Origin of the sequence: Neptunicella plasticusilytica (assembly GCF_047922965.1) — a bacterium.
Lineage (GTDB): Bacteria > Pseudomonadota > Gammaproteobacteria > Enterobacterales > Alteromonadaceae > Neptunicella > Neptunicella plasticusilytica.
In genome coordinates, this window is record NZ_CP150481.1 from 279,532 (window position 1) to 306,188 (window position 26,657).

A 26,657-nucleotide genomic window follows, 5' to 3' on the forward strand; every position below is an offset into this window, starting at 1 on the left:
CGCATTTTAATCGTCGTATTCGGCCTCTAGTTCGGCGCTGTCAGTTGCGTAGTCATCCATGGCTGCGGGTTTTGAACCATAAATACTGGCAGGCTTGGGCTGCTCGATAATACGTTGATATCTTACCCAGGCTTTTTCAGCCACGCTGGACGGCTCTTGTTGACCAAGCGCTACAGCAAGTAACGATGCATCTTCTTTATTGGTTGGTTCGATAACGCCATCCAATAATGCACAGATTAACTGACCGTATTTGCTTAGCGCCTGACTTTCCTTGATCGAAAAGTCGCCGGAGCGTGAAAAACCATAAGGATAGTTTTTGTAATCATTAAAGATCTGTTTAAGTAAAGTTTCTCTAGTTTGTTTTGCCATTTCGGCATCCCCAACAAAATTAGGAATTACAACAATGAAGAGGCTCGATTGATTGTGCTAATCGAACCGCTTCGTTCCAGTGTTAAATATGCCCAAAATGACAATCTGTCAACTAATTTTATGCGTATTTTTATGAATAAAAAATGACCAATATGAAAGCCGGGGTTTACACTGCGATAAAATAGCTGCTCACCAGATAAACCAGGATGTAGCCCAGGGTATAACTCAATAACAGTAGCAAGCCGTATTTGAGGTATTTTCCAAAGGTTAATCCCGGTACTTTACTCATGGTGACGATCCCGGCAGCCGAACCTATGACTAGCATCGAGCCCCCTACGCCAACCGCGTAGGTAAGGCTAAGCCAGGCCGGTAAGCTCATATTAATATCAGCTTTGAGCAGTGCTGCAGTTAGCGGCACGTTGTCGATTGCTGCGGAGAATATACCCACCACAAAATTGGCGTATTCGGGAGCCATCAGCTGATATAACTGCAACAGGCCGTGTAGCGCGTGGATTTGCTCCAGCATGCCAACCAGTAACAAGATCCCCAGGAAGAACAGCAAGGTATCAAACTCGATATAACGGATGTATTCCAGGATAGGATCCTGATCGTTTTCATCATTGAAAAAGTGTGCAATCAGGAACATCACCGACATGCCGGCCAGAAAGCTTAATACCGGAGGGATCTGGAAAAACACATTGGCCAGAATCGTCATCAGGATGGTGGTTAAAAAGGTGATGGCAATCATGATATCGACAGTACGTACCGCGATATTTTTGCGTTCCACCTTAACAACGCCGTTCATTCCTCTGGACAGCAACGCGGCCAGCAATAACACCGCAGTAAACGCAGGCAGAATTAACCATAACAAATCAACAATACTGACCTTGTCGGCCAGGAAGATCATCAGGGTGGTGACATCGCCGGTAATCAGTGAAACACCGCCGGAGTTCACCGCGAATACCACCAGTACGGCAAAACGGATGGTCTTCTTCTTGGACAATTTAAGTGACAGGATCAGAGCAATAGAAACCAGTGTTGCGGTGATATTGTCGGCCAAAGAGGAAAAAACGAAACAGAAAATTGCTGTAAGAAACAATAACTTACGTTCGCTTATTTGGCGCGGCAAAATTAGGTAGATTAATCCTTCAATCAGGCCTTTTTTATTCAGGTAGGCCACAAAGGTCATGGCGGCCACCAGAAACAGCCAGAGACTGGCGATTTCTTCAATATTCTGTTCCAGTTTATGGTTCACCAGATCGGCATCCAGACCGGAAAAGATAAACAATAATATCCAGCAGAAGGTACCAAAAAATAAGGTAATTTTGGCCTTGTTGATATGTGTTACTTCTTCAAAAACCACACCCAGTAATGCCAGTAACGCACAACCCAGCAAAACCATATTCAGACCCGTTAATACCACAATGCTTCCCCCCTTTTTAGCAGGCGGCAATTTTAGTCCAGTGCGGTTAATAGGCAATCGGTTTGCGCAGGTTTTACGCTGATTTTATGCTTATAAGTTATATCGTTACATTGCATTTAAAGTCTGTTAACAAGCTGTCAACCGAGTTTGATTGTTTTAACGACGTCTGGGGATCCAGGCCCAGATAATCTCACACTCGATGGGCGTATCGCCGTTGGCATCTTTTACTTCTACCTGAACGGTGATTTCGCCTTTATCCTGCTGTTGCATCAAGGCAATCTGCTCATCGGTTAAAGTGGCTTTTGCAGTCATATCGCCCGATGCGCGGCGCACAAAATTAATATCCATTTTTTTGACCAGTGGCAGCTTGTCGCCCGGCAAGTTAATACCGGTAATAAAGCCGGTAGCCGATTCGGCCAATAAGGTCATGGCAGCGGCATGAATGCCTTTAATATGGTTTTGTGCTCTACTGATGTTGCGCTGACGAAAGGTAACCGACTTACCATCGGTGGACAGTATGTCGATTTTACAGGTGCCCGCCAGTTTAACTTTACTGCGAAACATCCAGGTCATCAGTTTGCTGCTTAACCAATCAGGATATTGATTGGCCTTATCGACAAATTTGCGCAATGGATTGGAAGCGGGCATAGTTTTTTCCTTTCTGGTTAGACCAGTTGATAGTGTGGCAAGCAAACTGCCATGTTGCAATCAATTTTATTGGCTAGATCAACAGGCTCCAGATTCAATCCGCCTGCAGTTTTTCAATAAACCACTGTTCAAACCGCTGGACTTTGTTCCAGCTAAAATGCTGTTCCGGTGCAACCAGATACATCGCCAGATGGCTGGCATGACTGAAATCCAGTAGCGAAACCAGTTTCTGCTGGCGAATATGTTCCCGTACCAGAACCGAATTAACCAAGGCAATGCCCCTGCCGGCCAGAGCATTTTCGATAATAGAAACAGAATCATCGGCGCGTAATAGCGAGTAGATGGCTTGTCTGTCTAGTTGAAATTGCTGGCAGCAGAATTGCAGCGCTTCTTGGGTATCGGATGAAATATCTTCCAGCAGCGGCAAGGCAAACAGTTGCTGGGCCGACAATGGCGTTTCGCCAACCAGCATCGGGCTGGCGACCAGCAATATCTGATCATCCAGCAGCTTTCTGACGGTCAGGCCGGGATAATGTCCCTGTCCTTTGCGGATAGCAATATCCACTTCTGTTTGTTGAAACGACGCCAGTTGGTTACTGGGTGAGAATTGCACTACCAGATCGGGGTTTTGCTGTTGGAAATCGACAATTTTAGGGATTAGCCACAGGGACGTAAAGGAATGCAGTGAGGTAATACGCAATATATTGGGATTAGGATCGCCAGTAATGGCGCTAACTCCGTGAAGCATATGTTGAAACGCTTGCTCAATATGGGGTAACAGTAGACGGCCCTGGGCTGTGAGTCGGGTTTGCTTGCCTAAACGATCAAACAGCGTGCAATTTAAATGTTGTTCCAGTAGCCGGATTTGCTGGCTAACCGCCGCCTGAGTGACAAATAACTGTTCGGCCGCCAACTTGAAGCTGCCCTGTTGTGCGGCGGCCAGAAAAACCTGTAATGATTTGAGGGGAGGAAGTGATCTCAAGATAACCATCGCATAAGAAAAACTTAATTCATTGTAAGTTTATATCGTTTGTTCAATATCGATACAAGGACTAATTTATCCTTCCCGACCCAAACAAGTTAAAGGATATTATTATGCGAAACTTACTCTATTTAGGCTTTATAGCATTGGCTCTTATTTGTCAGTCTGCGCTGTCTGCCGAGATGGTTCATCTATATAGCAGCAAAGGTTATCCGTACTCGCGCCTTATCCAGAAAACGGATTCGGTTAAGATTTTCTATACCGAAAATAATGCCGAGATTGACTGCAAGATAGAAGTGAACTGGCGCGGCGATAAATGGTTATCGCCTGCAAGAAAGGTAACCCAAGCCGAGTTCAATCAGGCACCGTTAGCCTCCTGTTTGCCCCGCAGTCTGGCCAAGGAAGTACTAGCTAAAACTTATGCCAGCAGTTAACCCGGGTTCAGGTTATTTAATATCAGCGAAGGTTCCCCTGGTGAGCTTGACGAGATCATCAGGGGAAAGTTCTATTTCCAGACCCCGGCGTCCGGCACTAACATAGATAGCATCAAACTGACGGGCAGATATATCAACCACAGTCATCAGCGCCTTCTTTTGTCCCAATGGACTAACGCCACCCAGCACATAACCGCTGCTACGCTGCACATCCTGTTTATCCGCCATCGCCGCTTTTTTGGCACCACAAGCCTTGGCAAATTGCTTTAAATTCAATTTGTCCGATACCGGTACCACGGCCACCGCCAGCTTGCCGTTATCCAGCTGGGTCACCAGGGTTTTAAACACCTGCGCCGCATTCAGATTCAGCTTTTCCACCGCTTCCAGCCCAAACGCCTGGTTATCCGGATCATGCTGGTATTCATGAATGTGGTAGTGAATCTTGGCCTTGTTGGCGGCATTAATTGCGGGAGTCATAGGGTCCTTTGTTTGTCTACTTTAATACGCTTTATTGTCTAACGCCCCAATTTGGGGAAATTACGAGTGTTTTGGCACGAAGTGCCAGCGAGTGATTTTCCCAGGCCAACTTGTTGGCTGAACAACATTGGCTTGTTATGTGTTTTGTAGCTGAGCATAGCTTTTCAAATGAACCTTTGCTGCAGACAGAGGTTTTAGACCATGAAGCTTAGTGAATCGGGAAGTGCCGTCTGGCAAGTACACTGTAAGGTCTTCACCATCCACTTCATATGAAGCAGAATACCGAATACCCTCCCACTCAATTGTGAATTCGTTTTCCATTCGCTTTAACCCCATAATTTAAAAAACACATAACAGCTTATTATACTGACCTTACAAGGTAAGCTACTTTTCAAAACTGCAAATACGCTATACAAAAACACGCCAATAGACGTAAAGAATTCCTTATTAAATCAAACACTAATCGACTTGATAAGTTAGCGCAAGATTATCATCACACTGACAAAATTCAGCTTATTCCGGGGTTAAAGGAGATATCAGGAATCACCCGGCGAATATAGCCGGGTGAGGATATGGGAAACGGGAGAGTGGGGTTACTGGCCTAGTTGCAGTGGGCCGGTGTTATGTTGCTGGTTGTTGATATCCGTTACCTTTAAGCTAAATTCCAGTTGGCGTTGTTCGGCGGGCAATTCAACCGTTAGCTCGTAGGGGAATTCACTATCGGATAGTGTTTGCTGTTGACCATTGCTATCGGTATAGGTCAATTCAAAGGATGATACCTTGCTGTCATCATCACGCAGATAGATATAAGCCCGATTACCCAGTTCTCCTAGCTGGATCAGCATGGCGCGGGCATTGCCTGCGTCAATTTCAAGGTAATCATTGCTGATGGGCTTGCTGTGCTTTTGCAGCTTATCCTTGAATACCACCTTGGTTTTGGCGCCGGACAGTTTAACTACAGTGATACCCTGTGCTTTAACCTGAATATGCAAAGCGTTGCCATCCAGTTTGGCCTTATCGGTTAACTGGTTTTGTTGCCAGCTTTTTATTGATACCGAATCAGCCAAGGTGACCTTGTCCGGGTTAATGGTGGCAGTGGCATTGACTATCTGATCCGACTGGTTAGTAAAGGCAATAAACAAGTCATCGCCGCGATAACCGGCAATATAATTCAGTTCGACATTATCTATGCTCAGCAAACCTTTTGGCATCCACAGGTTAACGTCCTGTTCGTCGTAGAATTTGCCGGGTTTGTGGCCATAAAACTTGTTCTGCAAATAGGCGTAGCCTTCGATATATTCCGACGGGAAGCTGATTTGTCCGTCCGAGCGGTTCAGTACATCGGTAACCAGATAATCCAGCAACATCGAGGCTTGTGGCAGAATATGGTTGTAATGGAACGAGTTCACGCTCAGCTCTTTATGCTTGTGTAACGGATAGTCCGGTTTTTCATAAATGGTGGTGCGTGCCGTATTGATATGATAGCCGGGGAAGTTGCTGTAGCGGCCAATAATGGCGGCCTTCGCCACTTCTTTAAGGAAACTGTCATTGCTGTAATAACCGATGCGTAACATCCAAGGCGCGTAGTTGGCCATAAAAATAGCGCGATGGCCGCTACTGGTGCCGGATGATTCCGGAGTTAACCCGGTTTCGGATAATTTCCATGGCGCGACAAATTCTTCCTTGGCATACATCTGTTTATGGCCTTTGGATTTCAGATACCAATACATAGGAGCCAGCCCGTCTTTATTCACCAGTACATCTTGATCGGGAATTTTGGGGGCCATCCAGGTAAACATAGTGTATTGGCGGGCGGCTTTTTGCGCGCCATCCAGATAACGCTGCTCTTGGGTGACTTCATACAATTCCAGCAGTTCAATAAACTTGGGTGTGTACTGGGTCCAGAAAAAACCGTGCTCGTCGAATTTTTCAGTCGGTTGGTTTACCCGGTTAGCCAGGTATTGATCGGCGCCTTCAATGGCTTTTTGCAGAAAGCTCTCGTCACCGGTGCTTTTGTATATCCATAGCGCGTTATACCAGGTGTTGCCTTGCTGGGCGACATCCAGATTGCGTACACGCGAACTGTTAAAGGCTTCCTTGGCCAGGGTGACCAGAAACGGATTATTCTGACCCAGAATATTGTACAACGAGGTCAGCTCGGACACCGGTGCAATAGGCCCAAGCATTTTGCGTGAGGGGTGTTGAATTTTTTGTTCCGGATCAAGACTGAACAGGAATTTTTCCCGTGACAGCATATATTCCAGCGTCGGATAGGCGCGTTTTTCAAACATGGTTTTATTGTCTGTCACCATGGCCAGCTCCAACGCCGACAAACTGGTGACATTTTTAACCGCACCGGGCACATCGGTGGAATAGGCTGAACCTTTTAACTCGTCAACAAACCAGGCATAACTGGACAGTGAATAATCGACAATATTGTCGAAGGCCGTATTCAGCGAGGCGATTTCATTGTGGCGATAATCACGGAATCCGTACACTTCACGGGCAATTTGTTCAAACGCCCCGCTAATCTGTTCGGCCTGCTGATTAACCAGGTAAAAACGGAAATGGTATTTTTGATTGCTGTCCATTTTGGACTCAATCCCGCCCATTACCGGGGCAAACAGCATAGGTTGCGCATCACCTTGAGTATTGCGTAATACAATCCCGAAGCGGCTGTTATCGGCTAAGGGCAGCGGGCTAAAAGGGAATTCATCCGGATGGGCCAGCACGCCAATATTGCTTTGACCTTGTCTAACCAATGTAGTCGGTAAAGGAGCGCGATAGGCCAGTGTCAGATAGCTGTTATCCGGGAATTTCTTTTCCTGCCAAATCATCGGTTGCCAGATCTCATCAGCCTGTTTTGACCTGATTGCAGGCGCTCCGCTATAGCCGACGGAATAGTAACCTGCCTGCTTGGTCTTTAACTCAAAGGACACCAAAGGGTAGGGCTGGCTGCTGATATCGACAGTGGCGCGCAGACTAAATCCGGGGTGCTCGGCATAATCGACAAATACCAGCGAGCCTTCCTGCTGGATATGTTCGGGTGTGAGCTGAATATTGCGGCCGCTGGCAAAATAATTGTTGGTACGTGAGTCGGCAGAGCCATTCAGTATCGAGTCATCAAAACCGTCACCGGCCTGGGAGTCATCGCGTTTGATGGCCTTTACATCGGCCAAATCCTGACGCACCGCCAGCCAGGTTGGTACGTTATATTTAACATTGGGAATGGACGCAGGTAGCAGCTTCATTTTGGGATCGGATTCACGGTATAGCAGAGTAAAATTCAATCCAAAAGTTTGACTTTGGCCTGCTGCATCGCTGATAACCAGCTGATCGCCGGACAAGCGGGTGGTGGCGGCTTGGGTTGCCGCTGGTGCGGTTTCATTGCTCTGGCAGGCAGACAATAACACCGAACAACTCAGTATCATTGTTCTGAAAATAGTGGTTTTTATCACGTACTTTATCCTCTTATCTAAACCTTAATGCTTGCATTAATGTCGAGTCTGGCTATTTCACAATCACTTCGAACAATGCAATGGGCACATGCTGGTTGGCGCGTTCAAGCTGGACTTTTAGCTGACGAACTTTGACCGGATTATCCAGTTTCAGGTGATTGAGTGACTGGTAGTTATCTTTTACCGCTATCAGCAGGTTGTCGTTCTCGTCCACAATCCGGTAGTTGGCCACGCAAAACGGAATACGATCTTCCGGGTGTCCCATTAAAGAGGATTCCAGTGCGTGATCAAAATCGCCATCCAGATGCAGGATGATTTCACTGACGGTCTGCTCTTCTGGCCAGTCCAGCGTCAGTTCGGCGCTAGCCTGTCCGGTATCGGCTACCCATGCATTGGCTTGCAGATAGGGGCGTGAATAACCGTTGGTCAGGTTGCTGGCAGAAAAGTCTGCAATGGCCGGGCTAATTTGCATGGCGATATTCTGTCCGTTCGGGCGCCGTTCCGGTGTCCAGAATTCAAATTCATGCATACCAATATCGCCTTCAACAATCTGCTTACCTTTGTTGGATACCGCCTTGTTTTCGCCGTTAAATACCGATACCAGTCCGCTGATACGGGTATGAGAACAGGCAATCTCGATATGTTCGTTTTGCAAAAAGCACAGCATGGCGTATTGATCCTGCGGCAGGGTTTTGCTGAACTGGATCGATAGATTGTGTTCACCGGCCTGTAGCTCAAATTTCTGCTGCTCTATTATCTGCTCAGGGGTGTAGTTTTGTGCTTGCTGGCTGACACAAAGTTGTGTCGTCAGTGTGGTTGGTTGATGCACTTTAACCCGCACATCAAACTGGTAAGCCGTGTCTTTTTTAAGCGGTAAAAACTGCCCTGCGGAGACTTTTAAAGGTTTCCATATTCCGTCATCGGGCAAGTTGGTCAGAGATAATTCGCTACTGGCGGTAATTTGTGCCGTGGCGGCCAGGTTATCGCTGCCTTGCATCGGCACGCCGGGAATAAAATGGCCCTGTTGGTTAAGCGTTTGCTGTAATCGACCTATGTGTTTCGATTGCCATAATTCGGTCGGTTTAACCTGCTTTTGCAGGCAGTATGCCACAGCACTGCCCACAGCCTGGCCACCATGTCCGCTGGTAGCCATAACCCGGGTTGAACCAAAGGCAATATGCGACACGCTGATAATGCGCCCGGCCAAAAACAGGTTATCCATATCCTTGCTGACAAAACAGCGCAACGGAATTTGGTAAACCCCTTTGGCATGATATTGGGTACAAGGCGGACGATCACTGTAAACGCCGTCACCGGGATGGTGATCGATTGCCCAGCCACCATAGGAAATGGCATCGTCGAACTGATGTTGTTCCACCACATCCTGCTGAACCATAAAATAGTGACCCATAAAACGGCGGCTCTCGCGTTTACCGGGGATATTGCCCACCCATTCGAGAGTCAGGTTGTCTACCCCATCAAACTTGCCGCTGTTTTTAATGTAGTCCCATACACCATAAACGACTTTCCATAGCTCCCATTTGATCTCTTCGGTCTCGCCAATCGTGTCGCTGTTACCGCCGTATTCAAGCCACCACAAGCGTGGTCCAATATCATCGCGTTTAATCCGTTTAATCCGATCCAGCGCCATTTTGTCGATGGACGCATAGGATGGGGCGACAAACTTGACCGGTTTGCCGGCATCTTTGCTGTAAAAATAAATCGAGTGGCCGAGTAGTTCCTTATTTTCGTCAGGTGGCGCCATTTTCTCACCAAATTCATCGCGGGACTCTGCACCGATACGGAACGACGCACCCGCCTGAAAAGCCACAATACCGTCACCGGAAGCATCACAAAAATACTTGCCGGTCAGTTGATACATAATGGAATTCTGCGAACAGAAGGCTTCCACCGATTCAATTTTGGTGTCGGAACTCTTATGGGTGGCAAACACGGCGGTGTTGAGTAATAGCTTGATATTTGGCTCACTGGTGACTTTATCCAGCAATATGGTATCGAAAATAACCGTATTGCCTTCTTTGTTGCGGAACATATTTTCCAGCAAAATTTCGTTAATCACCCCACCTTCGCGGGACCAACGGTTGTTGTTACCCATATGCGAAGTGGCACCCAAGATCCATAATCTGACTTCGCTCGAAGCGTTACCACCTAATACCGGACGATCTTGTACCAGAGTCACTTTCACTCCTGAGCGGGCAGCAGCAATGGCTGCGCACACTCCGGAAATGCCTCCACCAACCACCACTAAATCTGCGTCAATGGTTTTATGGACTGATTGTCTGCCTTGTGGCATCGCTTGTTCGTTTAACATGTTGATTTTCCTAAATTAACCTGCGGTCTTTTGGCTTTGGTCAAGCGCAGATGCACGGTATTTTCTGAACATAAAAAATAACGGGGGAAGGGTAATAACTAACCCGACACTGATGGTTTCGGTATTGGCGGTATCAGTCATCACGCCAAGCGCAATGATGAGCAAGCCAATACATAACACGCCGATGGATAAAATCTGCAGGCCAAACTGATTGGCGTCGTTCGGGGTGCTGTTGATAGTTTCGACTTCGGCAATGGCTGCCTGACGTTGCTGCTCGGATTCCATATAGCGCTGATAGTCGGCATTGGACTGCGCGCGTTGTTTATATAGCATCTCGAAGGCAAACAGAATGACCACCGGCACCATGGCTCCCACCATCATTTCGGTCGCCCGGGACAGGGTCAAGTCCAGCAGTGACGGGGTAACAAACTTGAACAGCAAGTTAATTGCCAGACTCAATAAGGTGGTAATTAGAATACTTTTGCCGGTCTGGCGTTTGGAAAAAACCGCCCAGATTGGGGGCAGATACAGAGGGGCACCAGTTAGCGCTGCTACACTTAATACCACCTCGACAATGCCGCCCATACCTTGCACCGATAGCGCTACGGCAATGGCCAGAAAGCCGAAGACAAAAGTCGACAGACGCGCCACCTTCATTAATTTTTCCGCTGGGAACTGCGGCTTGAATGCCTTGAAAATATCGTTAGTAAAGACCCCGGCAGCAATATTGATGGTGGTATTGACCGAACTGGCAGTGGCAAAAATCATTGAGCCCAGGATCAGGCCCAGCAATCCGTCCGGCACCACCAGCTTGCTCATTAACAGGTAAGCTTCTTCGGCTTCCGTACCCTGTAAATCGGGATTCACAATGCGGTAAATCATCGGTGGCAACATCCAGATAATGGGCGCCACCAGATATAAACTACCGAATAACCAGCCGACCTTGCGGGCGCTGGAAGGTTTGGAAACACTGGTATAGCGCTGTACGTAGGCCCAGTTACCACCAATAAAGACGGTGTTGTAAATCAGGAAGGCGAGTAAAAATACCCAGCTGTATTCATCGTTATAAACAGAGGCAAAACCTTCCGGCAATTTGGCAAAAAACTGGCTAATACCGCCGATTTCACCGAAGGCCAGCGGAATAATAATAATGACTGCGGCGCTGAGTACCACAAATTGCAGCACGTCGGTGATTAGCACCGCCCATAATCCGCCCACTGTGGTGTAGGCAATAATGAAGAGTCCCAATACAATAATCGCCGTATCGAGCGGAAAACCGGTGGAAACTTCGATGATTTTGCCTACCGGATAAAGAAAAGCACCGGCAGTAAACAAGTTAATAAACAGGAAAGCGGTGGAATACAGTTTTTGCACCGACTGGCCCAGTCGCCGGGTGATAAAGTCGGCTACAGTGATCGCGCCGGTTTTATTCCAGGCCGGGGCGATAACAAAACCTATAACAAAGCCTGCAATAGCCATGGTGGTTTGGATTGCAACCGCGACAAAACCGCTGGTATAGGCAATAGAGCCCCAAACCACAAAAGTACCCACCGAGAAAAAACTCATAAACAGTGATAAACCGCTGATCCACCAGGGAACATCGCCACCGGCAGCAAAAAAAGACTTCATGCTTTTGCCGCTGCGGGAAAACATCATTCCCAACACCAGTACTAATACTGAAAATGTCAGTGCGGTGTAGTAATCAAAGCTGTTCATATTTAATGCCGTCAAGTTGTTGATTCATACGTCGAATCCTTAAATAAGTGGAAAGTAAACACTATGCATACCACTGAATATTTCCCGGTTAAACCTGAATAAAGCAGATTGAGGTTGATAAATGCCCAGCTATTTCTGCAATTGGCAATCTAATAGGATTATTCATTTCCATATTTAATATCGGAATAGGGCGCATTGTGTATCTATATGTGACATTTGTAAAGCGGGAAATGTTAATGAAGTGTCACTTATTCGTCTCTCGTTAGCACAACCAGTCCGTCAATTGTTAATATATCTGTTCGTCAGAGCCGGTGACAACAGGGCTTGAAACAAGGTTAAGCAGTCTCTGCAAGGGACGGAATGACATTGCCACAAGGCAATAAAGTTAATGCGTCATTCGATTTTGTTGTTTATCTATTGAGCAAATTGGCTGGCTGTTCAGGCCTTGCTGGTCGTGGGCTGCCAGCAGATCAGGATAATAAATTGTTAAAAAAATGTTTTTTAGGGTTGAAGTATATCTAAAATAGCAACATAATGCGTCGACGTTATCAGCCGGAAGTTTATTAATATGAGTCTCAATCGCAATGCGCTGGACTCTTGCTTCGGGTAACTAAATAAAGAATGACGAATAAGACGCAATAACTAGCTATTTAGTGAAACGTTAAGACCCAAAAATAAAGATCCAACAGGAGATCTCAGACATGACTCAACAATTCGAGAAATCGAAATTAGCCAAACTGGTAACCGCAGTTTTGCTAACAGGAAGCATTCACTTTGCCTATGCGCAAGATCAATCCAGTACAGACAAAGATCCAAAAGCGAAGAAAGACGATACCGAAGTGATTGAAGTGGTCGGTATCCGCGCCAGTCTGGCCGAAAACCTGAGCCGCAAACGTTTGTCCGATACCTTTACCGATGCCATCGTTGCCGAAGATATCGGCAAATTACCCGATGAAAACCTGGCTGAAACATTACAACGCGTTGCCGGTGTGCAGATTGAGCGTGAAGACGGAGAAGGCGCCAGTATTACTATTCGCGGTATTCGCGAAAACCGCCTGGAAGTGAATGGCCGTACACTGATTAGTGCTTATGGACGTGGCAGCAATGCCGGTCTGATGAATTACTTTCCCTCTGAAATTGTCGGTTCAGTGGAAGTGCAAAAAGTCTTAACCGCCGATATGACCGATGGTGCCTTGGGTGGAACGGTGAATATTACAACCCGTAAGCCACTGAATAAAAAAGGTTTATGGGGTGGCGCGACGGTTAAAGGCATGCTGAATGATTTAAATGATGATTCGGGTTACAAGTTTAACGGGTTAATCAGTAATACCTTTAATGACGATACCATGGGTGCCATGATTGGTGTGGTGTATGAAGACCGCCCGATTACCGAAGATCGTTTTTACAGTAATGGTGACTGGCGTTCCGGTAAACCCTTCGACAAGCCACCTGCGGACTGGGACGAAAGTGTCACCAACTCTGTCCCCAATCCTTACTATTTTATGTATGACCTGCGTTATCAGCGCAAGCAGGAAGAACGCAAGAAAACCGCAGTAAATGCGGCATTCCAGTGGCGTCCTAGCGACATGCTGGATATTAACGCCGATATTCTATATGCCGAATATGACTACGACCGCAGTCGTGGCTGGATCCAGGCAGTGACCGATACCGATCTGGATCGCTATGTGAAAGATTCATGGGTGATTACCGAGCACGATGCACGGGTCGCCGGTAGCTTAACCAACTCTGTTTTAAGTAACCATGAAGGTTATCAGCAACCGCAGGATTTCCTGACCGGTGGTGTTAATGCCAAATGGTATGCCGACAGTGGTATGACGGTATTTGTCGAATATGCCTTTACTGAATCGAACGATGTCGGCGATCAGCAGTTTGTCCAGTTGAACAAGACTAATGTGGACTTTTCTTATGACTTGCGTGGTGTGACTGTACCGCAGGTAAGCCTGCCGGATTTGTCCGATCCCAGCGGGCTGGTGGCAGGTACCTTGTATGACAACCGTACCATTCGTGAAGCGACCGAAGATTCTTTCCGTCTGGATATCGACATTCCGCTGAATGACGGCATTATTACCAATATCAAAACCGGTCTGCGTTATTCCGATGTCAGCGCTACCCGAGAAACCTGGGGTAAACGAGGCGTCGGCCCGGAAGACGATCCTAGCGGCCGTGATTTTTCCGGTGCCGAGGTAACCAGTTTTACCCGTGCCGGTATTGTCACCTCGTCGGTAGTCAACTCAGACTGGGCGCAGAATGCGTTTAAATATCTGGATATGTCGGATATTTTGCCTGGTGCCGATGTCACCTTGCCGAACAAGATTGTGGTGATTGATACTCACCTGATTGGCAATGGTGGATTCGGTTATTCAGATGTGTTCTATGACGCCCCGGTGGTCAGCTTTGACGAGAAAGGCGCGATTGTGGATGACACTATCGCTTCTGCCTATGTGCGTTTTGATTTTGAAGCCGGTGAATGGAAAGGTAATTTCGGTGCCCGTTATGCCAAAACCACCACGGATGTAAATAAATATGCGCTGGTCGACGGGGTTTTGCAGCCTTATCACGACAAAGGCAGCTATTCGGATTTCTTACCCAGCATTGTAGCGGTGCGTAACCTGACCGATGATTTATTGCTGCGCTTGGGCGCCAGTAAAACCATTAGCCGACCCAGCACCAATAATTATGCCCAGGCAGACCGGATAGTACTGGTCGCTGATGATCCGGAGACACCGAATACCGACGAAACCGAAAATTCATGGGCGTCGTTAGCCAATGCCGATCTTCAGCCTCAACGCGGCACCCAGTACGATGCCTCTTTGGAATGGTATTTTGATAAACAATCCGCTTTGGCGTTGGCAGTATTTTATAAAGAGCTGGATAACCAGATTATTCAGGACTCGATGGAAAGCACTATCGAAGGCTATGGTGATCAGATCTTCAGGATCACTACGCAGCTCAACGGTGGTGGTGGTGAGTTAAAAGGCTTCGAAATTGCCTATCAACAACATTTCAGTGATATGCCTTATGCCTTTATGGATAATATGGGTATGTCGATTAACTATACCTATCTGGATAACTCGACGGATGAAATTGACCCTCGCACCAACAAGTCTATCGGCATTGATGGTGTGTCAACCAACAGTGTCAATATCCAGCTGTATTATGAAGACGAAAAGTTAAGCACCAAGTTGTTATACAACTGGCGTGACGACTATTACGATCGTCTGGATCCCATCACCACCAGTACCGCTATCCATAACAAGGGACAGCCGTCACTGGATGCCGTGGTCAGATATAAAATCGCCAAAGGTTTCTCGGCTGAACTGCGAGCAGTCAACCTGCTGGATAGCGCCAAAGAAGAGTACGCCGGCTGGGAGCAATATGTTGCTACCTATGCTGAAACAGGCACCCGCTACACCTTGGGTGTCAGCTACCGCTTCTAACCACTCTGCTGGCTAAGGGCTTCATCATCGGATGAAGCCCTTTTTTGCAATTTTTCTCGTTGTGACGTTTCACTATCCGAAGCCTGAGGTTTATTGGCTGCCGGTCTGAATCAATCGAAATATTGCCATTTACACCACTATTGAATGAATGGATAAACAATATGAGAACCTTAACTTATCCCTTGAAGCCGGTATTAGCTTATCTGCTTCGCTATTATCAATTACTGCTACTGCTGACAGGTTTGCTTGGTTCATCGGTGGCTTATGCTGAGATGAATGTTGAGCAATATCAGATGCTCGGCAATCAGCGGGTCAACCGCACTACATTTGAATACGAAGTCAAACTGGTGGCGTTTAATGCCGGTAGCAGTGCAACCAATATCAAGGCACGCATCAGTAGCGATGATCCGGCGATTGTGTTCAGTGATAACGAAGTCAGTTTTGCCGATCTGGACAGTCAGGCTTCGGCCTTAAGCTCCGACAGCTTCCGGGTCCGAATCGACAGACAAACGCCTTTTTCAACCGACAAGCTCAATGTGGCCTTCAGCTTTGAACAAGCCGGTCAGGATGAGGTCACCAGTGTCGTTGCAGGGCAAATTTATCAACTGGAAAATCTCGATTCAAACACTTATCTGACGGTTGAAACTAACGCCGTATTAAACAGTTATGCGTCGATCAACAACCTTCGCATGGAGGATATCACTCAGCTGTGGACCTTTATTGAAGTGACTGGGCAACCCGGTTATTACAATATTAAATCGCTGCATAGTGCCTATTATTTGCGTTGCTTTGACCCGGATCCGGCTCGTACTGACGAAGGCAATGGTGCCAACGTCACAGTAACCCATAACCCACAGCTTGATTCAGCTATGTGGGTAGTCACTTTGTTGCAAGAGGCCGATGCGGCCAGCTTTTCCATTAGCTGTAAAACCGGCGACTTTAATTTACGTGGATATGATCCCTATGGAAATCCTAAACAAGGGGATGGAACTTATGTCACCACTCAAAGCTGGTCAGATAACGCTGAGTTGAAATGGCGTTTGCATCAGGCTGATTTACCCGCAGGATTTACCCAAATAAGCGTGACGCCCGGTTTGGGCAAATTTCAGTTTGCTAATGTGAGCGTAACCGATCTACAGGGCAATGACCTCAATCCGGGTCAGCCCGGAACGGGCGTAACCGGGGTGGCCGATGTGCTGATCCCGACCAACCTGACATCACCGGTTATGATTCAGGTCAGCGGTAACAGTGACGCCAGCTACTATGATTTGCTATCCAACAGTGATGTTCCATTGGGTGAAGAGCAACGTTTGCGTGCCGTGATTAATCCGGGGGCTACCGAGGTTGGTGTGACCGCCCTTACCGAGATTGCCGCCAATATCATCAGCCGTAGCGAGACAGTGGACGCGGGACTGGTTGATCAGGTCAATCAGTCGGTGACCAGTCATTATTCTGCCGGCTTAAACAGTATTTTAATTGCCCCAACCATTATCGATACAGTGCCGGTGGTCGGTAGTCTGGCGGATAGCCAAGCTGACATATATACCGCTAACCTGATTGCGCTGGTCAACAGTACCGATCAGCAGAACTACAGCAGCATGCAGATAGCGAAAGCGTTGGCTGAAGACAGTCTGGACGGCAGTGTTGACGGCCAACTGGAAAGCTACGCCATTAACGATTTGCCCTATGGGGAATCCGGTTTTAGTAGTGTGTTCCTGAGTGAACTGAATACTGCTTTGACGACTTACACAACGGTGGATATCAATACTGTTGATAGCTCCGCGACAACCTTCGAGTTGAGTGATATCCAGTCAATTATCAGTAGTCTGGATATTAGCGATCTGATTGCCAGTTATGAAAATCAGACAACCACGGGGCATCGTAATAGCTTATATGCCTTTTGGGATTTGAATGACGTGCAGAACAATGGCTCACAGGCCAACGATAACTCGGGCCAGCAACGGCATTTAACGATCAGCAGTTGGGGCGGTCTCAGTGTGGGCGGGCAAAACTCGCCGGTGGCCAAACTGATTCTGGATGATCCTGCTGCGCAATCTGATTTGCATGGTGCCATTCGGGGTAATGCTTTGGCCAACAACCAGCTGGATTCGTCATTTGTGCTGCACACCGCATTGGCTGAAGCGGATATGGCCTCCATGCAGGAAATGACCATTTCCATGTGGGTACGGCCTGCCGACAATCAGAAAGGCTATCTGTGGTCCTGGCAGGACGAAAATAATCAATCCATCGGACTGCAAATGTACAACAACGAGCGGCTGCGTTTTTATTCCGAATCGTCCACACCCAGAATGCCGGGATTTATCACTACCAGCGTGCTAGCAACACCCAAATTTAATGCGCCGCTGCGCAATGATGATATCACCGCAGGTTGGATGCAGGTGGCGGTGGTGCTGAAAGCACAGCAAGGCGTGAAGTTTTATCTGGATGGTGAATTGATGGGCGAAGTCGCCATGCCTGCACTGGATCTTACCGGCATCCGGGATTTTCGTTTGGGGCAAACTTATGAAACCAGCCCAACCCGGGCATTTGTAGGCTTGATGGATCAGGTCAGGATCTATCAAAAAGCCCTGACGACAGCCGAACTGCTCAGCGATTATATTGAAGATTCCACCCATGGTCCCTGGGCGTTCGAGATCGATCAGCCACAAGATGCCAACGGTTTGCATGAAGGCGATACCGGTGTGCAGATGGTGACAATCATGCTGGATAATCTGCAACCTAGTAATGGACTGGCATACGATATCAGCCAGGCTAATCCTGTCGGTGCCGCAGATGTGATCAATCATGGCGCATATAACGTCAATATTATTAAGCAGGCGTTGATTGATGCCAAAACCGATAGCAGCTATGCGGGTAAGATAGTCAAGATCCAGTTTCCGGCTAATGGTGAATATTATGTCGGTGATAGCCGTTACTATGCTGGCGACAGTATTACGATGACAGGCATGCACGATGTGATTATCGATGGTAATGGCGCCAAACTGATTCATGTTGCGCGGCGTGGGTTCTTCAGTCTTTATCAGGATGCCAATAACCAGCCTAATCAACGGATACTGATCCGCAATCTGACGCTGGATTATTTTAACGAGGTGTATCCGTTCCAGACCAAGGTCAGTATTGAAAAACTGGGTAATAATCAGGTGCGGCTGACGCCGTTAAGTAACGCGACATACGACTACAAACAGTATATCGATAATATCGGTGCCATGATCACCTGGGCAGGCACTGATACCGACTACCCCAGCAACAAAGTCGGTGTTTACAGCGGCACAGGCTCATCATTGTTATTACCTTTTGAGAATCTCTATGCCCTGAATAGCGTGACGGGTGGCATAGTCGGCGAGCAGGAAGAAGCCAATATCGGTTCATATCCGATTAGTATTGAAACCGATGGCACTGCTGTACTGGATTTAAGCAGCAAGCCCTCTTATTACACTGATATGCTTGAAACGCGTGACTACATGGTCGCACATTATGGCGGTAAGCGAGCATTTTCGGTGCAGCAGACCGAGCATTTGAGTCTTGAAAATGTGCAGGTAGTATCTAGTCCGGGTAATGCCTTGGCGGCTTTTGGTGGCGTCCGTTACCTGAAGCTGGAAGACTTTGTCTCTGCCAAAGATCCTGACGAGACCGATCCCAATGCGGTGGTTGCCACCAAAGCCGATGGGGTATTTCTGTTCCACAACCGTGGTAACTACCTGTTCAAAAATATCCGCTTGGAAGGGGGAACTGAAGATCGTATGGTGATCCGTGAACTGACCGGATTTAACCCCCAGTATGTGTCGGCTAACCAGATGGTGGTGTGCTACGCCTCCAATGCCCGTCCCGCCAGCTTGGCACTGCCCGGTGATATTTATGAGCTGCGCGACAAGGACATGAACTTTATCTGGCGCGGTGAGATAACCAGCAATGAAGTCATTGACGGGAAAAAAGATGACTATCTAAATGGTGAGATTGATCCCGAAACCGGTGAGGAAATCTTGCAAGTTGATCCCAGATGGGCGTTGTATAAGGATGCCCATTATGCCAACGGCACCGCTGAGGCCAAAGCTTGTAGCCTGCTGACTTTTAATCAGTCGGTACCGGGCGATTCTACAGCTGTTTATCGCACTGATACTATGGTGCATCACTTTAATCCGGACGGCAGCCGTTTTAGTTCCAACTACATCCTGATTGGCTCTTCTTTCGGCGAAAATCGCGGTAATGGTGCCAAATTCTCTTCGCCGCATGCATTGATTGCCCACAACCGTTTTGCCAATAGTACCCATCAGGGCGTGAAGTTCCCGTTGATGATCGATATGAAGGCTTGTACTAATTCATGGGGAAATAACGGTTCCGGTGCCCGCAATGTGATTTTCTCGGATAACAGTATTGAAAATGTCGGTCGCTGGATTGCCATTGAAGGGAGTAATTTCAATACCATGCCTCCAGCGGCACTGAGTATCTTTACTAATCGTTACAGTCCGCAAACCCAGCAAAGTATAAGCTGTAGCCATATGATGCTAGATGCAGGGCAAAACCCGGTCGATATTCAATGGCAAAGCCATTTTGTGATCAAAGATAACCGGATTGCTGATTCACAGTGGGGAGGAATCTCTATCCAGTCTTCCCGTTATGTGCTGGCACATAATAATGAATTGATTCGCACCAACCAACATGCAGGTCGCAATGGAGAGCCGGCCTATTTCAGTGGTGCCGGTGCCTTGCAGGCGACTCAGTCTACCCAGGTTGTTGCCTGGGATAACCAGGGACATGAACTGCCACAAAATTTGGATGTGGTTTATTTTGACGATCCGCTAACTGACGATCTGTACGACTTTAGTCAGCGCGCTTATCAGCCACAGTCCAACCTGCTGCTTAACGGCAACTATGAAAATATCCCGGCAGGGCAGGAAACCGCCACCGAGATTCAGGATATTCCCGGCTGGACCGAATGGAATGATCTGGATGCCAGCTTTGTTCAACAGTCCGAATTTTCACACAGTGGGCAATATCAACTGGTACAGCAATCCAGCAGTGGACATTACGTGAGTAGCAAGCAGCTGGTCAGCGGATTGACTAATGGCACCTACCGGTTGGAGGCCTGGGTCAAACGTAATGGTGACTTCGACCTTGCCCGTTTGAGGGTGCTGGATCATGGCAGCAGCGAGATCAATCTGAATATTGAACAGGACAACAATTGGCACAAGCTGGTGCTGGACAATATTCCTGTTACCAGCGGCCAGTTACAAGTGGTACTGACCAGCAAAACCACTCAGGGTGGCGCCTCGGTGAAACTGGATGATGTGCGACTGAAGCGCATTGAATAAATAGCTGAAGCCGCCGGACTGTGTTGCACAGTTCGGCGCCGGAGGATGGAGAATTGCAGATGAAAAACATAACACTGGGAATAATCTTGTTGATGGTGAGTGTTTTCGCCAAGGCCAGTCTGATCGAGCGCCAGCTTAGTCACCAATCAGACAATCGCTGGGTAGCGGAATATCGTCTAACCAACAACAGCCTGTCAGCGGATATTGAAGAGTTCAGTCTCTATTACGATTTTGGCTTGTTTGATAATTTGCAGCTGGTTGCCGCACCGGATAGCTGGGATGACAATCCTTTTATCGATAATCCCTTTCAGAATAGCGGTTTCGAGTTTGACGGTATTGTCGATTTTCTGGTGGATTTTGGCGCCGCCGGGATTGCCAGCGGCGAAACCTTGGGCGGCTTTATGATCAGTTTTGACTGGCTGGGGCAGGGCGAAGTGGCTGATCAGGCGTTCGAGATTCTCGATCCGGCCACTTTTTCGATTATCGACAGTGGCACCACTCAGCAGGTTAGCGTGGCCGAACCGGCAATGATGCTGCTGTATCTGTTAGGTCTGATTGCCCTGTTCGTCCCGCGTAACAGCAGACATTACCCTTGACCCAATAATTGAATGGAAAACAGAAAAATGTTGAGCAGTAAAATATTGAGTAGAATCCTCTGTTTATGTGTCTGGTTGATGGCAACGCTGAGTCAGATTGCCCAGGCGAGCAGCTTTAATCTTGTCGAGCAGCAGGATAGCGTTGAAATCAATACCGATAACTATCTGATGACAATAGACAAGGCAGGTTTTCGCTACGCCTTTGCCAAACCCGATGGCTCAGTATGGCTGGGTAAACATGCTGATTCCGGCCTGATTTTTCTGAATTCCAGTGTGGTCACAACGGAACTGCTTGAACAGGATAAGCAGCAGGTGGTGTTCAAGGTGACCAATGAACTGGGGATTGAGGCTCGGGTGACTGTTACCCCGTCGTCACACTATCTTAAAATGGCCATTGCGTTGCAAGATGAAGGCGAATTGCAAGGCTCTATACTGGCGCGCACAGCCGGATTGTCGCCGGCTTATGGCTTGGGTGACCATGCTGCTCGTCGAAAAAGCCAGAGTACCGAAGTAAGTGGTTACTCCAGTCGCCACTTTGGCGCATTGACGGATGGCAAACCGTCACGTTTAACCTCTAATTTTGTGATTTTCCCCAGCCAAAAACTGGCTTTAGTTAGTGTCGAACCTGACAAGAAAATCGTTAAAGTGACCCGCGATGAACTGGCGCAGGGGGTTGAATACGGTGCCAGTATCCCTGCGCTGTATTACTTTTTTGGTGAGCCTGAACAAATTTATGCTGACTTTAAGACTGTTCGCGATCAGGAGGGGTATAAGGTCTATGCCCCTAAATATGAATGGTTTGGCGTGGGATGGGAAGCCTGGGGAGCGCTGGCATGGGACACCAATGAACAGACCATCAGACACAATGTTGACCAGTATTTGCAATTGGGCTTTCCGCTTGACTGGATGGTGGTAGGCTCGGGATTCTGGCCGAAAAAAGATCCCACCTTTCTAAGTACCACCAGCTTCGGCTTGTGGGACAAGACACTCTACCCCAATCCTGAACAGATGATCGAATATTTCCATAACAAGGGACTGAAACTGATTCTGGGCTTGAGGATCGCCTTTATTCCCAACGGGCCATTTACTCAGGAAGGTCTGGACAAAGGTTATTTCATCAAAAAAGACGGCAAAGCTCGACTGTTCAGGGTGTCATTCCCCAAACCGGAAAGTTATTTTCTGGATGCCAATAACCCGGCCGCGGTGGACTGGTATATCGAACTGTGCAAAAAGTGGTTGTCCTCCGGTGTCGACGGCTTTAAGGAAGACCTTTTCGGTTATGAAATTGAAGGTTTGCCAGACAACAAACTGGATCCGGTCAATGCCAAATTAATGGAAATGGGCGCCTATGTTATGGGGCGTAACGGTTATTTGGGTTCGCCGATGGATTTGCATCGTTTTGAAGATTTCAACTACGACCAGAATCAGGATCGTGGCCCGATAAACGGCCTGGCGTTTGCGTATAGCGGTTTTCCTTACGTGTATCCGGATATTGTTGCGGGCAAAGGGCTGCACAATATGGAATTTGGTGAGTTTTCCGGTCAACAGCTCAGAACCTACTTTATCCGCAACGCCCGCTATGCCTCGATGAATCCGTCGATGTCCTTTGGCTACGGCGTCTGGAACCTCAATGATCAGCACACTACGGATATGGTGCGTGATGCCGCACTGGATCATCATCGCCTGCAACCTTTTATCTACAGTGCCGCGATTCGGACTTATCGAACCGGTTTTCCCTATACCATGACGCCGCTGCCGCTGGCGTTTCCGGATGACGCTAAAGTACATGGTCGCGAGAATAATCGGGTGCGTGGTTATCAATGGTTAATTAACGATACCTTGTTGGCCTATCCGCTTTATGGTGATGACTATGCCTCAAGTAACAGTCGTGATCTGTACTTACCGGCTGGCAAGTGGATTGATTATGATGACGGAACCCTTTATCAGGGGCCAAAGCTGTTAAAAAACTTTGCCATTCCGCTGGAAAAAACGCCGTTATTTGTCGGTGGCTCGGGTGTGGTGGTTGAGCAGCAGGATAACGCATTGGTGGGGCGATTATATGCCACCGGGTTCACCGGTAAAGTACCATTTTTTGGCAAAGACGGCGTGACTCAATCCGTTATCGACATTAAGCATCCTGTGGGTAAATCGGTAACCGTTACAGATACTCATACCCAGCAACAGGTGGAAGTGACGCGAGTGCGACATGCCTATCAATTCCGGTTTATTGCAGGACATAACTATGTGGTTGAATAAATGGTTAATGGCCGGACTGGTTTTACTGACACTGGCCGGTTGCGCGACTCCACAGCGACTGGCCAGTCCGGATGGCGAAGTTCAGGCCGAAATTTATCTGGATCAGGACAATAGCCTGAAATACCGCTTGAGCTATCACCAGGTGCCGAGTGTGCTGGATTCATCGATGGGATTTGTCACCGCTCAGGGAGATTATGGACGCCAGGTCAGCTCAATTAGGTTGCTGGATAGTAACAAGGTCGATGAGGTTCGGCAAAATAGCTTTAGCACCAAGCCGGTTAATGATGTGTATCAATCATACCGGTTTGAGGTCAGCCAGCCCGCGGGGAATTTTATCCTGGAGACACGCTTATATAACCGGGGTTTTGCCTTTCGATATATCGGCCAGAACAACAGTCTGGATCATTTAACCAGTGAGTTGACATCTTGGCAGATCCCGCAAGATGTGGATGTATGGTTTTTTGAACGTGATAGTGACTGGAAACTGAAATCCTACGCCGGAATCTGGACCAAAACTGCAATTGATTCGCTGCATAGCGTCTCGTCTCAGGGGCCAATCCAGGGCAAGCCGCTGGTGATGGCATTACCGCAAGGCGGCTATATGCTACTAACCGAAGCCGCATTGGCTGACTTTAGCGGCATGCGCTTCAGGGCGGATAACAACCGTCTATTAAGGGTTGATTTTACCGAGGGAGAGCAGGGATTTACCCTGAACAAGCAGTTCCGCTCACCCTGGCGGCTTATCCAGTTTGCCGATGATCTTGACCAGTTAGTTAATACTCACATTATTCAGAACCTTAACCCGTTACCTGCTCGTGATCTGTTCCCCACCACAGACTGGATTAAGCCGGGCCGGGCGGTTTGGAGCTGGTGGTCCCGTGATGACAGTTATATGTCACTGGCCAATGAAAAACGCTTTATTGATCAGGCCGCAGAACTGAAGTTTGAGTATGCCTTGATTGATGATGGCTGGGAAAAGTGGCACAACCCCTGGCAACAATTAACCGAACTGGCCAATTACGCTGCGGGTAAAGGGATCAAGTTATGGGTCTGGAAAGATTCCAAATATCTGCGCCGTCCGGCGCAGATGACGCACTTTCTGGATCAGGTCAAACAGGCCGGTGCGGTCGGCATCAAGGTCGACTTTATGAACAGTGAGGCTAAGCCGCTCATCGACTTTGATCTCGAATTATTGCAACAGGCAGCCGAGCGCCGGCTGATGGTCAATTTTCATGGCTGCCAGACGTCCAGCGGTGAGTATGTTTCTTATCCCAATGAACTCACCCGGGAAGGCATTCGCGGTATCGAGTTGAACATTATGGGCCAACCGATTCCGGCCTCGCATAATGCGGCGCTGCCTTTTACCCGCATGCTCACCGGACCGGCAGATTATACGCCGCTCGCTTTTAGCAAACCGGGTGATACCAGTTGGGGACATCAACTGGCGACGGCATTTATTTTTGATTCTTACCTGTTATCCATGGCTGAAGATCCGGGCTTTATTCTTGAACAGCCTGGTTTGCGTTCGATTGTGCCGTTACTGCAGGAATTACCCGTGGTCTGGGATGAAACGCGGATTTTACCCCAAAGCGAAATTGGTAAACTGGTGGTCATGATGCGACGCAAAGCCGATAGCTGGTATCTGATTGCGCTTAACGGTGAAGCGCAAAGCAAAAAGCTGGATATCAGCTGGCAACAGCTTGGTGGTCAGTTTAGTCAGCTACAAAGTTGGCAGGATCAGGGACAACGATTTATTCGTCATCAAACGACGGCCATTGACCAGGGGAAACCTGTTTCGATCACATTGCGGGCTAATGGCGGTGCCGTATTCAAATTGTCGCAGTAAATAATCAGGAACAAGACTATGTTTAGTTATAAACAAGCTATCAAACAATTATCGTTGCTGCTTTGCAGCGGACTGCTGCTGTTTGGTGGACCATTACAGGCAGAAAAATTCGACAATCTGGCGATGACGCCACCCATGGGCTGGAATAGCTGGAATGACTTCCGTTGTGAAGTGGATGAAAAAATGCTGCGCGAAACCATCGATGCGATGGTCAGTTCAGGTATGCGTGATGCCGGCTATGAGTATGTGAATATTGATGATTGCTGGCATGGTGAGCGTGATGCGCAAGGGTTTATTCAGGAAAACAAGCAGCGCTTCCCCTCCGGAATGAAAGCATTGGCGGATTATGCACACAGTAAAGGACTCAAGTTAGGCATCTATTCGGATGCAGGCTGGCAGACTTGTGCACGTTTTCCGGGCAGCCGTGGACATGAATTTCAGGACGCCCAGGTTTATGCCAGTTGGGGGATTGATTATTTGAAATATGACTGGTGCTATTCAGAAGGTTTAAACGCCGAAGGGGCCTATCAGACTATGCGTGAAGCCTTGCATCAAGCGGGGCGGCCAATCTTGTTCAGTATCTGTGAATGGGGTGAAAGCAAACCCTGGGAATGGGCTAAAGATGTGGGTCATCTGTGGCGTACCACTGGTGATATTTACGCCTGCTGGGATTGCGAAAATAAGTTTCCCACCTGGTCGACCTGGGGCGTATTGAAAATTCTGGATATGCAGGAAGGCCTGCGCAAATATGCTGGCCCGGGACACTGGAATGATCCGGATATGCTGGAAGTAGGCAATGGACTGAGCTACGAACAAGATCGGTCCCATTTTGCCTTGTGGGCGATGCTGGCGGCGCCTTTGATTGCTGGCAATGATATTCGCCATATGAGTGAGCAAACCAAAGCGATTTTGACCAATAAAGGTATTATCGCGGTCAATCAGGATGCTATGGGGATTCAGGCATTCAGGTTAAAGTCCTATAGTGACAACGATAATCTGCAGATCTGGTTCAAGCCGCTGGAAAACGGCGACTGGGCGATGGCAGTATTAAATCGTGGTGAAGACACCGAAAACTTCCGTTTTGACTGGCGTCAGCAACAGGTAAAAGATGATCTTTTTCAGCATGATGCGGCGTTCGATAAAGCCAACTACCGTATTACCGATCTGTGGACTAACAAAGAACTGGGGCAGACACTTCAGCAAACCACCGAAGTACAAATAAAGTCGCACGATACCTTTATTGTCAGGCTAGCAAAAATCTGACCGGACTGAATGGGCTAACGGTGATGAATAGTTTTTACGGATTGCTATCAATTTAAGGTAAGCTTGTTG

General features: G+C 47.9%; 15 protein-coding genes. 7 read left to right on the forward strand and 8 right to left on the reverse strand.

Going from position 1 to position 26,657, the window contains the following annotated elements; genetic code table 11:
- Positions 1 to 6: 6 nt before the first annotated feature.
- From maoP to V1467_RS01385, 4 genes are all read right to left on the reverse strand, one after another.
- Positions 7 to 369: a DUF413 domain-containing protein gene (maoP, locus tag V1467_RS01370; protein ID WP_416307018.1), complete on the reverse strand. Its 363-nt coding sequence runs from the start codon at positions 367 to 369 to the stop codon at positions 7 to 9.
- Between the two features lie 166 nt (positions 370 to 535).
- A complete protein-coding gene (gene nhaD, locus V1467_RS01375) occupies positions 536 to 1,771 on the reverse strand; it encodes a sodium:proton antiporter NhaD (RefSeq protein ID WP_416308632.1) in 1,236 nt (411 codons plus the stop codon).
- Between the two features lie 177 nt (positions 1,772 to 1,948).
- Positions 1,949 to 2,440 (reverse strand): DUF4442 domain-containing protein, encoded by a 492-nt coding sequence (locus V1467_RS01380; protein WP_416307019.1) that lies wholly within the window; start codon positions 2,438 to 2,440, stop codon positions 1,949 to 1,951.
- A 94-nt stretch (positions 2,441 to 2,534) separates the two neighbouring features.
- A complete protein-coding gene (locus V1467_RS01385) occupies positions 2,535 to 3,431 on the reverse strand; it encodes a LysR substrate-binding domain-containing protein (RefSeq protein ID WP_416307020.1) in 897 nt (298 codons plus the stop codon).
- A gap of 104 nt (positions 3,432 to 3,535) precedes the next feature.
- Between V1467_RS01385 and V1467_RS01390 the strand changes: the two genes are divergently transcribed.
- The gene (locus V1467_RS01390) at positions 3,536 to 3,856 is read left to right on the forward strand and encodes a hypothetical protein (RefSeq protein WP_416307021.1); all 321 of its coding nucleotides are present in this window, start codon (positions 3,536 to 3,538) and stop codon (positions 3,854 to 3,856) included.
- 12 nt (positions 3,857 to 3,868) lie between these two features.
- On the opposite strand, the gene ybaK is transcribed toward V1467_RS01390, so the two are convergent.
- The 4 genes from ybaK to V1467_RS01410 all read right to left on the reverse strand — a co-directional run bounded on the left by ybaK (position 3,869) and on the right by V1467_RS01410 (position 11,839).
- Complete coding sequence (gene ybaK / locus V1467_RS01395; RefSeq protein ID WP_416307022.1) at positions 3,869 to 4,333, reverse strand: Cys-tRNA(Pro) deacylase; 465 nt, start codon at positions 4,331 to 4,333, stop codon at positions 3,869 to 3,871.
- Between the two features lie 593 nt (positions 4,334 to 4,926).
- Positions 4,927 to 7,791 carry a hypothetical protein gene (locus tag V1467_RS01400; protein ID WP_416307023.1) on the reverse strand — a complete coding sequence of 955 codons (2,865 nt, stop codon included), beginning with the start codon at positions 7,789 to 7,791 and terminating at the stop codon, positions 4,927 to 4,929.
- Between the two features lie 52 nt (positions 7,792 to 7,843).
- A complete protein-coding gene (locus V1467_RS01405) occupies positions 7,844 to 10,123 on the reverse strand; it encodes an FAD-dependent oxidoreductase (protein WP_416307024.1) in 2,280 nt (759 codons plus the stop codon).
- Positions 10,124 to 10,138: 15 nt separating this feature from the next.
- Positions 10,139 to 11,839 carry a sodium:solute symporter family protein gene (locus V1467_RS01410; protein WP_416307025.1) on the reverse strand — a complete coding sequence of 567 codons (1,701 nt, stop codon included), beginning with the start codon at positions 11,837 to 11,839 and terminating at the stop codon, positions 10,139 to 10,141.
- A 701-nt stretch (positions 11,840 to 12,540) separates the two neighbouring features.
- On the opposite strand from V1467_RS01410, the gene V1467_RS01415 reads away from it, so the two are divergent.
- From V1467_RS01415 to V1467_RS01440, 6 genes are all read left to right on the forward strand, one after another.
- Positions 12,541 to 15,297: a TonB-dependent receptor gene (locus V1467_RS01415; protein ID WP_416307026.1), complete on the forward strand. Its 2,757-nt coding sequence runs from the start codon at positions 12,541 to 12,543 to the stop codon at positions 15,295 to 15,297.
- Positions 15,298 to 15,458: 161 nt separating this feature from the next.
- Positions 15,459 to 20,627, forward strand: coding sequence for a LamG-like jellyroll fold domain-containing protein (locus V1467_RS01420; protein WP_416307027.1), 5,169 nt, complete (start codon positions 15,459 to 15,461; stop codon positions 20,625 to 20,627).
- A gap of 59 nt (positions 20,628 to 20,686) precedes the next feature.
- Complete coding sequence (locus V1467_RS01425) at positions 20,687 to 21,223, forward strand: hypothetical protein (protein WP_416307028.1); 537 nt, start codon at positions 20,687 to 20,689, stop codon at positions 21,221 to 21,223.
- A gap of 45 nt (positions 21,224 to 21,268) precedes the next feature.
- The gene (locus V1467_RS01430; RefSeq protein WP_416307029.1) at positions 21,269 to 23,479 is read left to right on the forward strand and encodes a TIM-barrel domain-containing protein; all 2,211 of its coding nucleotides are present in this window, start codon (positions 21,269 to 21,271) and stop codon (positions 23,477 to 23,479) included.
- Positions 23,466 to 25,325 carry a glycoside hydrolase family 97 catalytic domain-containing protein gene (locus V1467_RS01435; protein ID WP_416307030.1) on the forward strand — a complete coding sequence of 620 codons (1,860 nt, stop codon included), beginning with the start codon at positions 23,466 to 23,468 and terminating at the stop codon, positions 25,323 to 25,325. Before V1467_RS01430 ends, V1467_RS01435 begins: the two co-directional genes overlap by 14 nt.
- Before the next feature lie 18 nt (positions 25,326 to 25,343).
- Positions 25,344 to 26,588 (forward strand): glycoside hydrolase family 27 protein, encoded by a 1,245-nt coding sequence (locus V1467_RS01440; RefSeq protein WP_416307031.1) that lies wholly within the window; start codon positions 25,344 to 25,346, stop codon positions 26,586 to 26,588.
- The last annotated feature ends 69 nt before the right edge of the window (positions 26,589 to 26,657 follow it).

Coding starts and splice junctions, on each gene's coding strand:
- maoP (WP_416307018.1), bottom strand. CDS start 369: ATGGCAAAACAAACTAGAGAAACTTTACTTAAACAGATCTTTAATGAT.
- nhaD (WP_416308632.1), bottom strand. CDS start 1,771: ATGGTTTTGCTGGGTTGTGCGTTACTGGCATTACTGGGTGTGGTTTTT.
- V1467_RS01380 (WP_416307019.1), bottom strand. CDS start 2,440: ATGCCCGCTTCCAATCCATTGCGCAAATTTGTCGATAAGGCCAATCAA.
- V1467_RS01385 (WP_416307020.1), bottom strand. CDS start 3,431: ATGGTTATCTTGAGATCACTTCCTCCCCTCAAATCATTACAGGTTTTT.
- V1467_RS01390 (WP_416307021.1), top strand. CDS start 3,536: ATGCGAAACTTACTCTATTTAGGCTTTATAGCATTGGCTCTTATTTGT.
- ybaK (WP_416307022.1), bottom strand. CDS start 4,333: ATGACTCCCGCAATTAATGCCGCCAACAAGGCCAAGATTCACTACCAC.
- V1467_RS01405 (WP_416307024.1), bottom strand. CDS start 10,123: ATGTTAAACGAACAAGCGATGCCACAAGGCAGACAATCAGTCCATAAA.
- V1467_RS01410 (WP_416307025.1), bottom strand. CDS start 11,839: ATGAACAGCTTTGATTACTACACCGCACTGACATTTTCAGTATTAGTA.
- V1467_RS01415 (WP_416307026.1), top strand. CDS start 12,541: ATGACTCAACAATTCGAGAAATCGAAATTAGCCAAACTGGTAACCGCA.
- V1467_RS01420 (WP_416307027.1), top strand. CDS start 15,459: ATGAGAACCTTAACTTATCCCTTGAAGCCGGTATTAGCTTATCTGCTT.
- V1467_RS01425 (WP_416307028.1), top strand. CDS start 20,687: ATGAAAAACATAACACTGGGAATAATCTTGTTGATGGTGAGTGTTTTC.
- V1467_RS01435 (WP_416307030.1), top strand. CDS start 23,466: ATGTGGTTGAATAAATGGTTAATGGCCGGACTGGTTTTACTGACACTG.
- V1467_RS01440 (WP_416307031.1), top strand. CDS start 25,344: ATGTTTAGTTATAAACAAGCTATCAAACAATTATCGTTGCTGCTTTGC.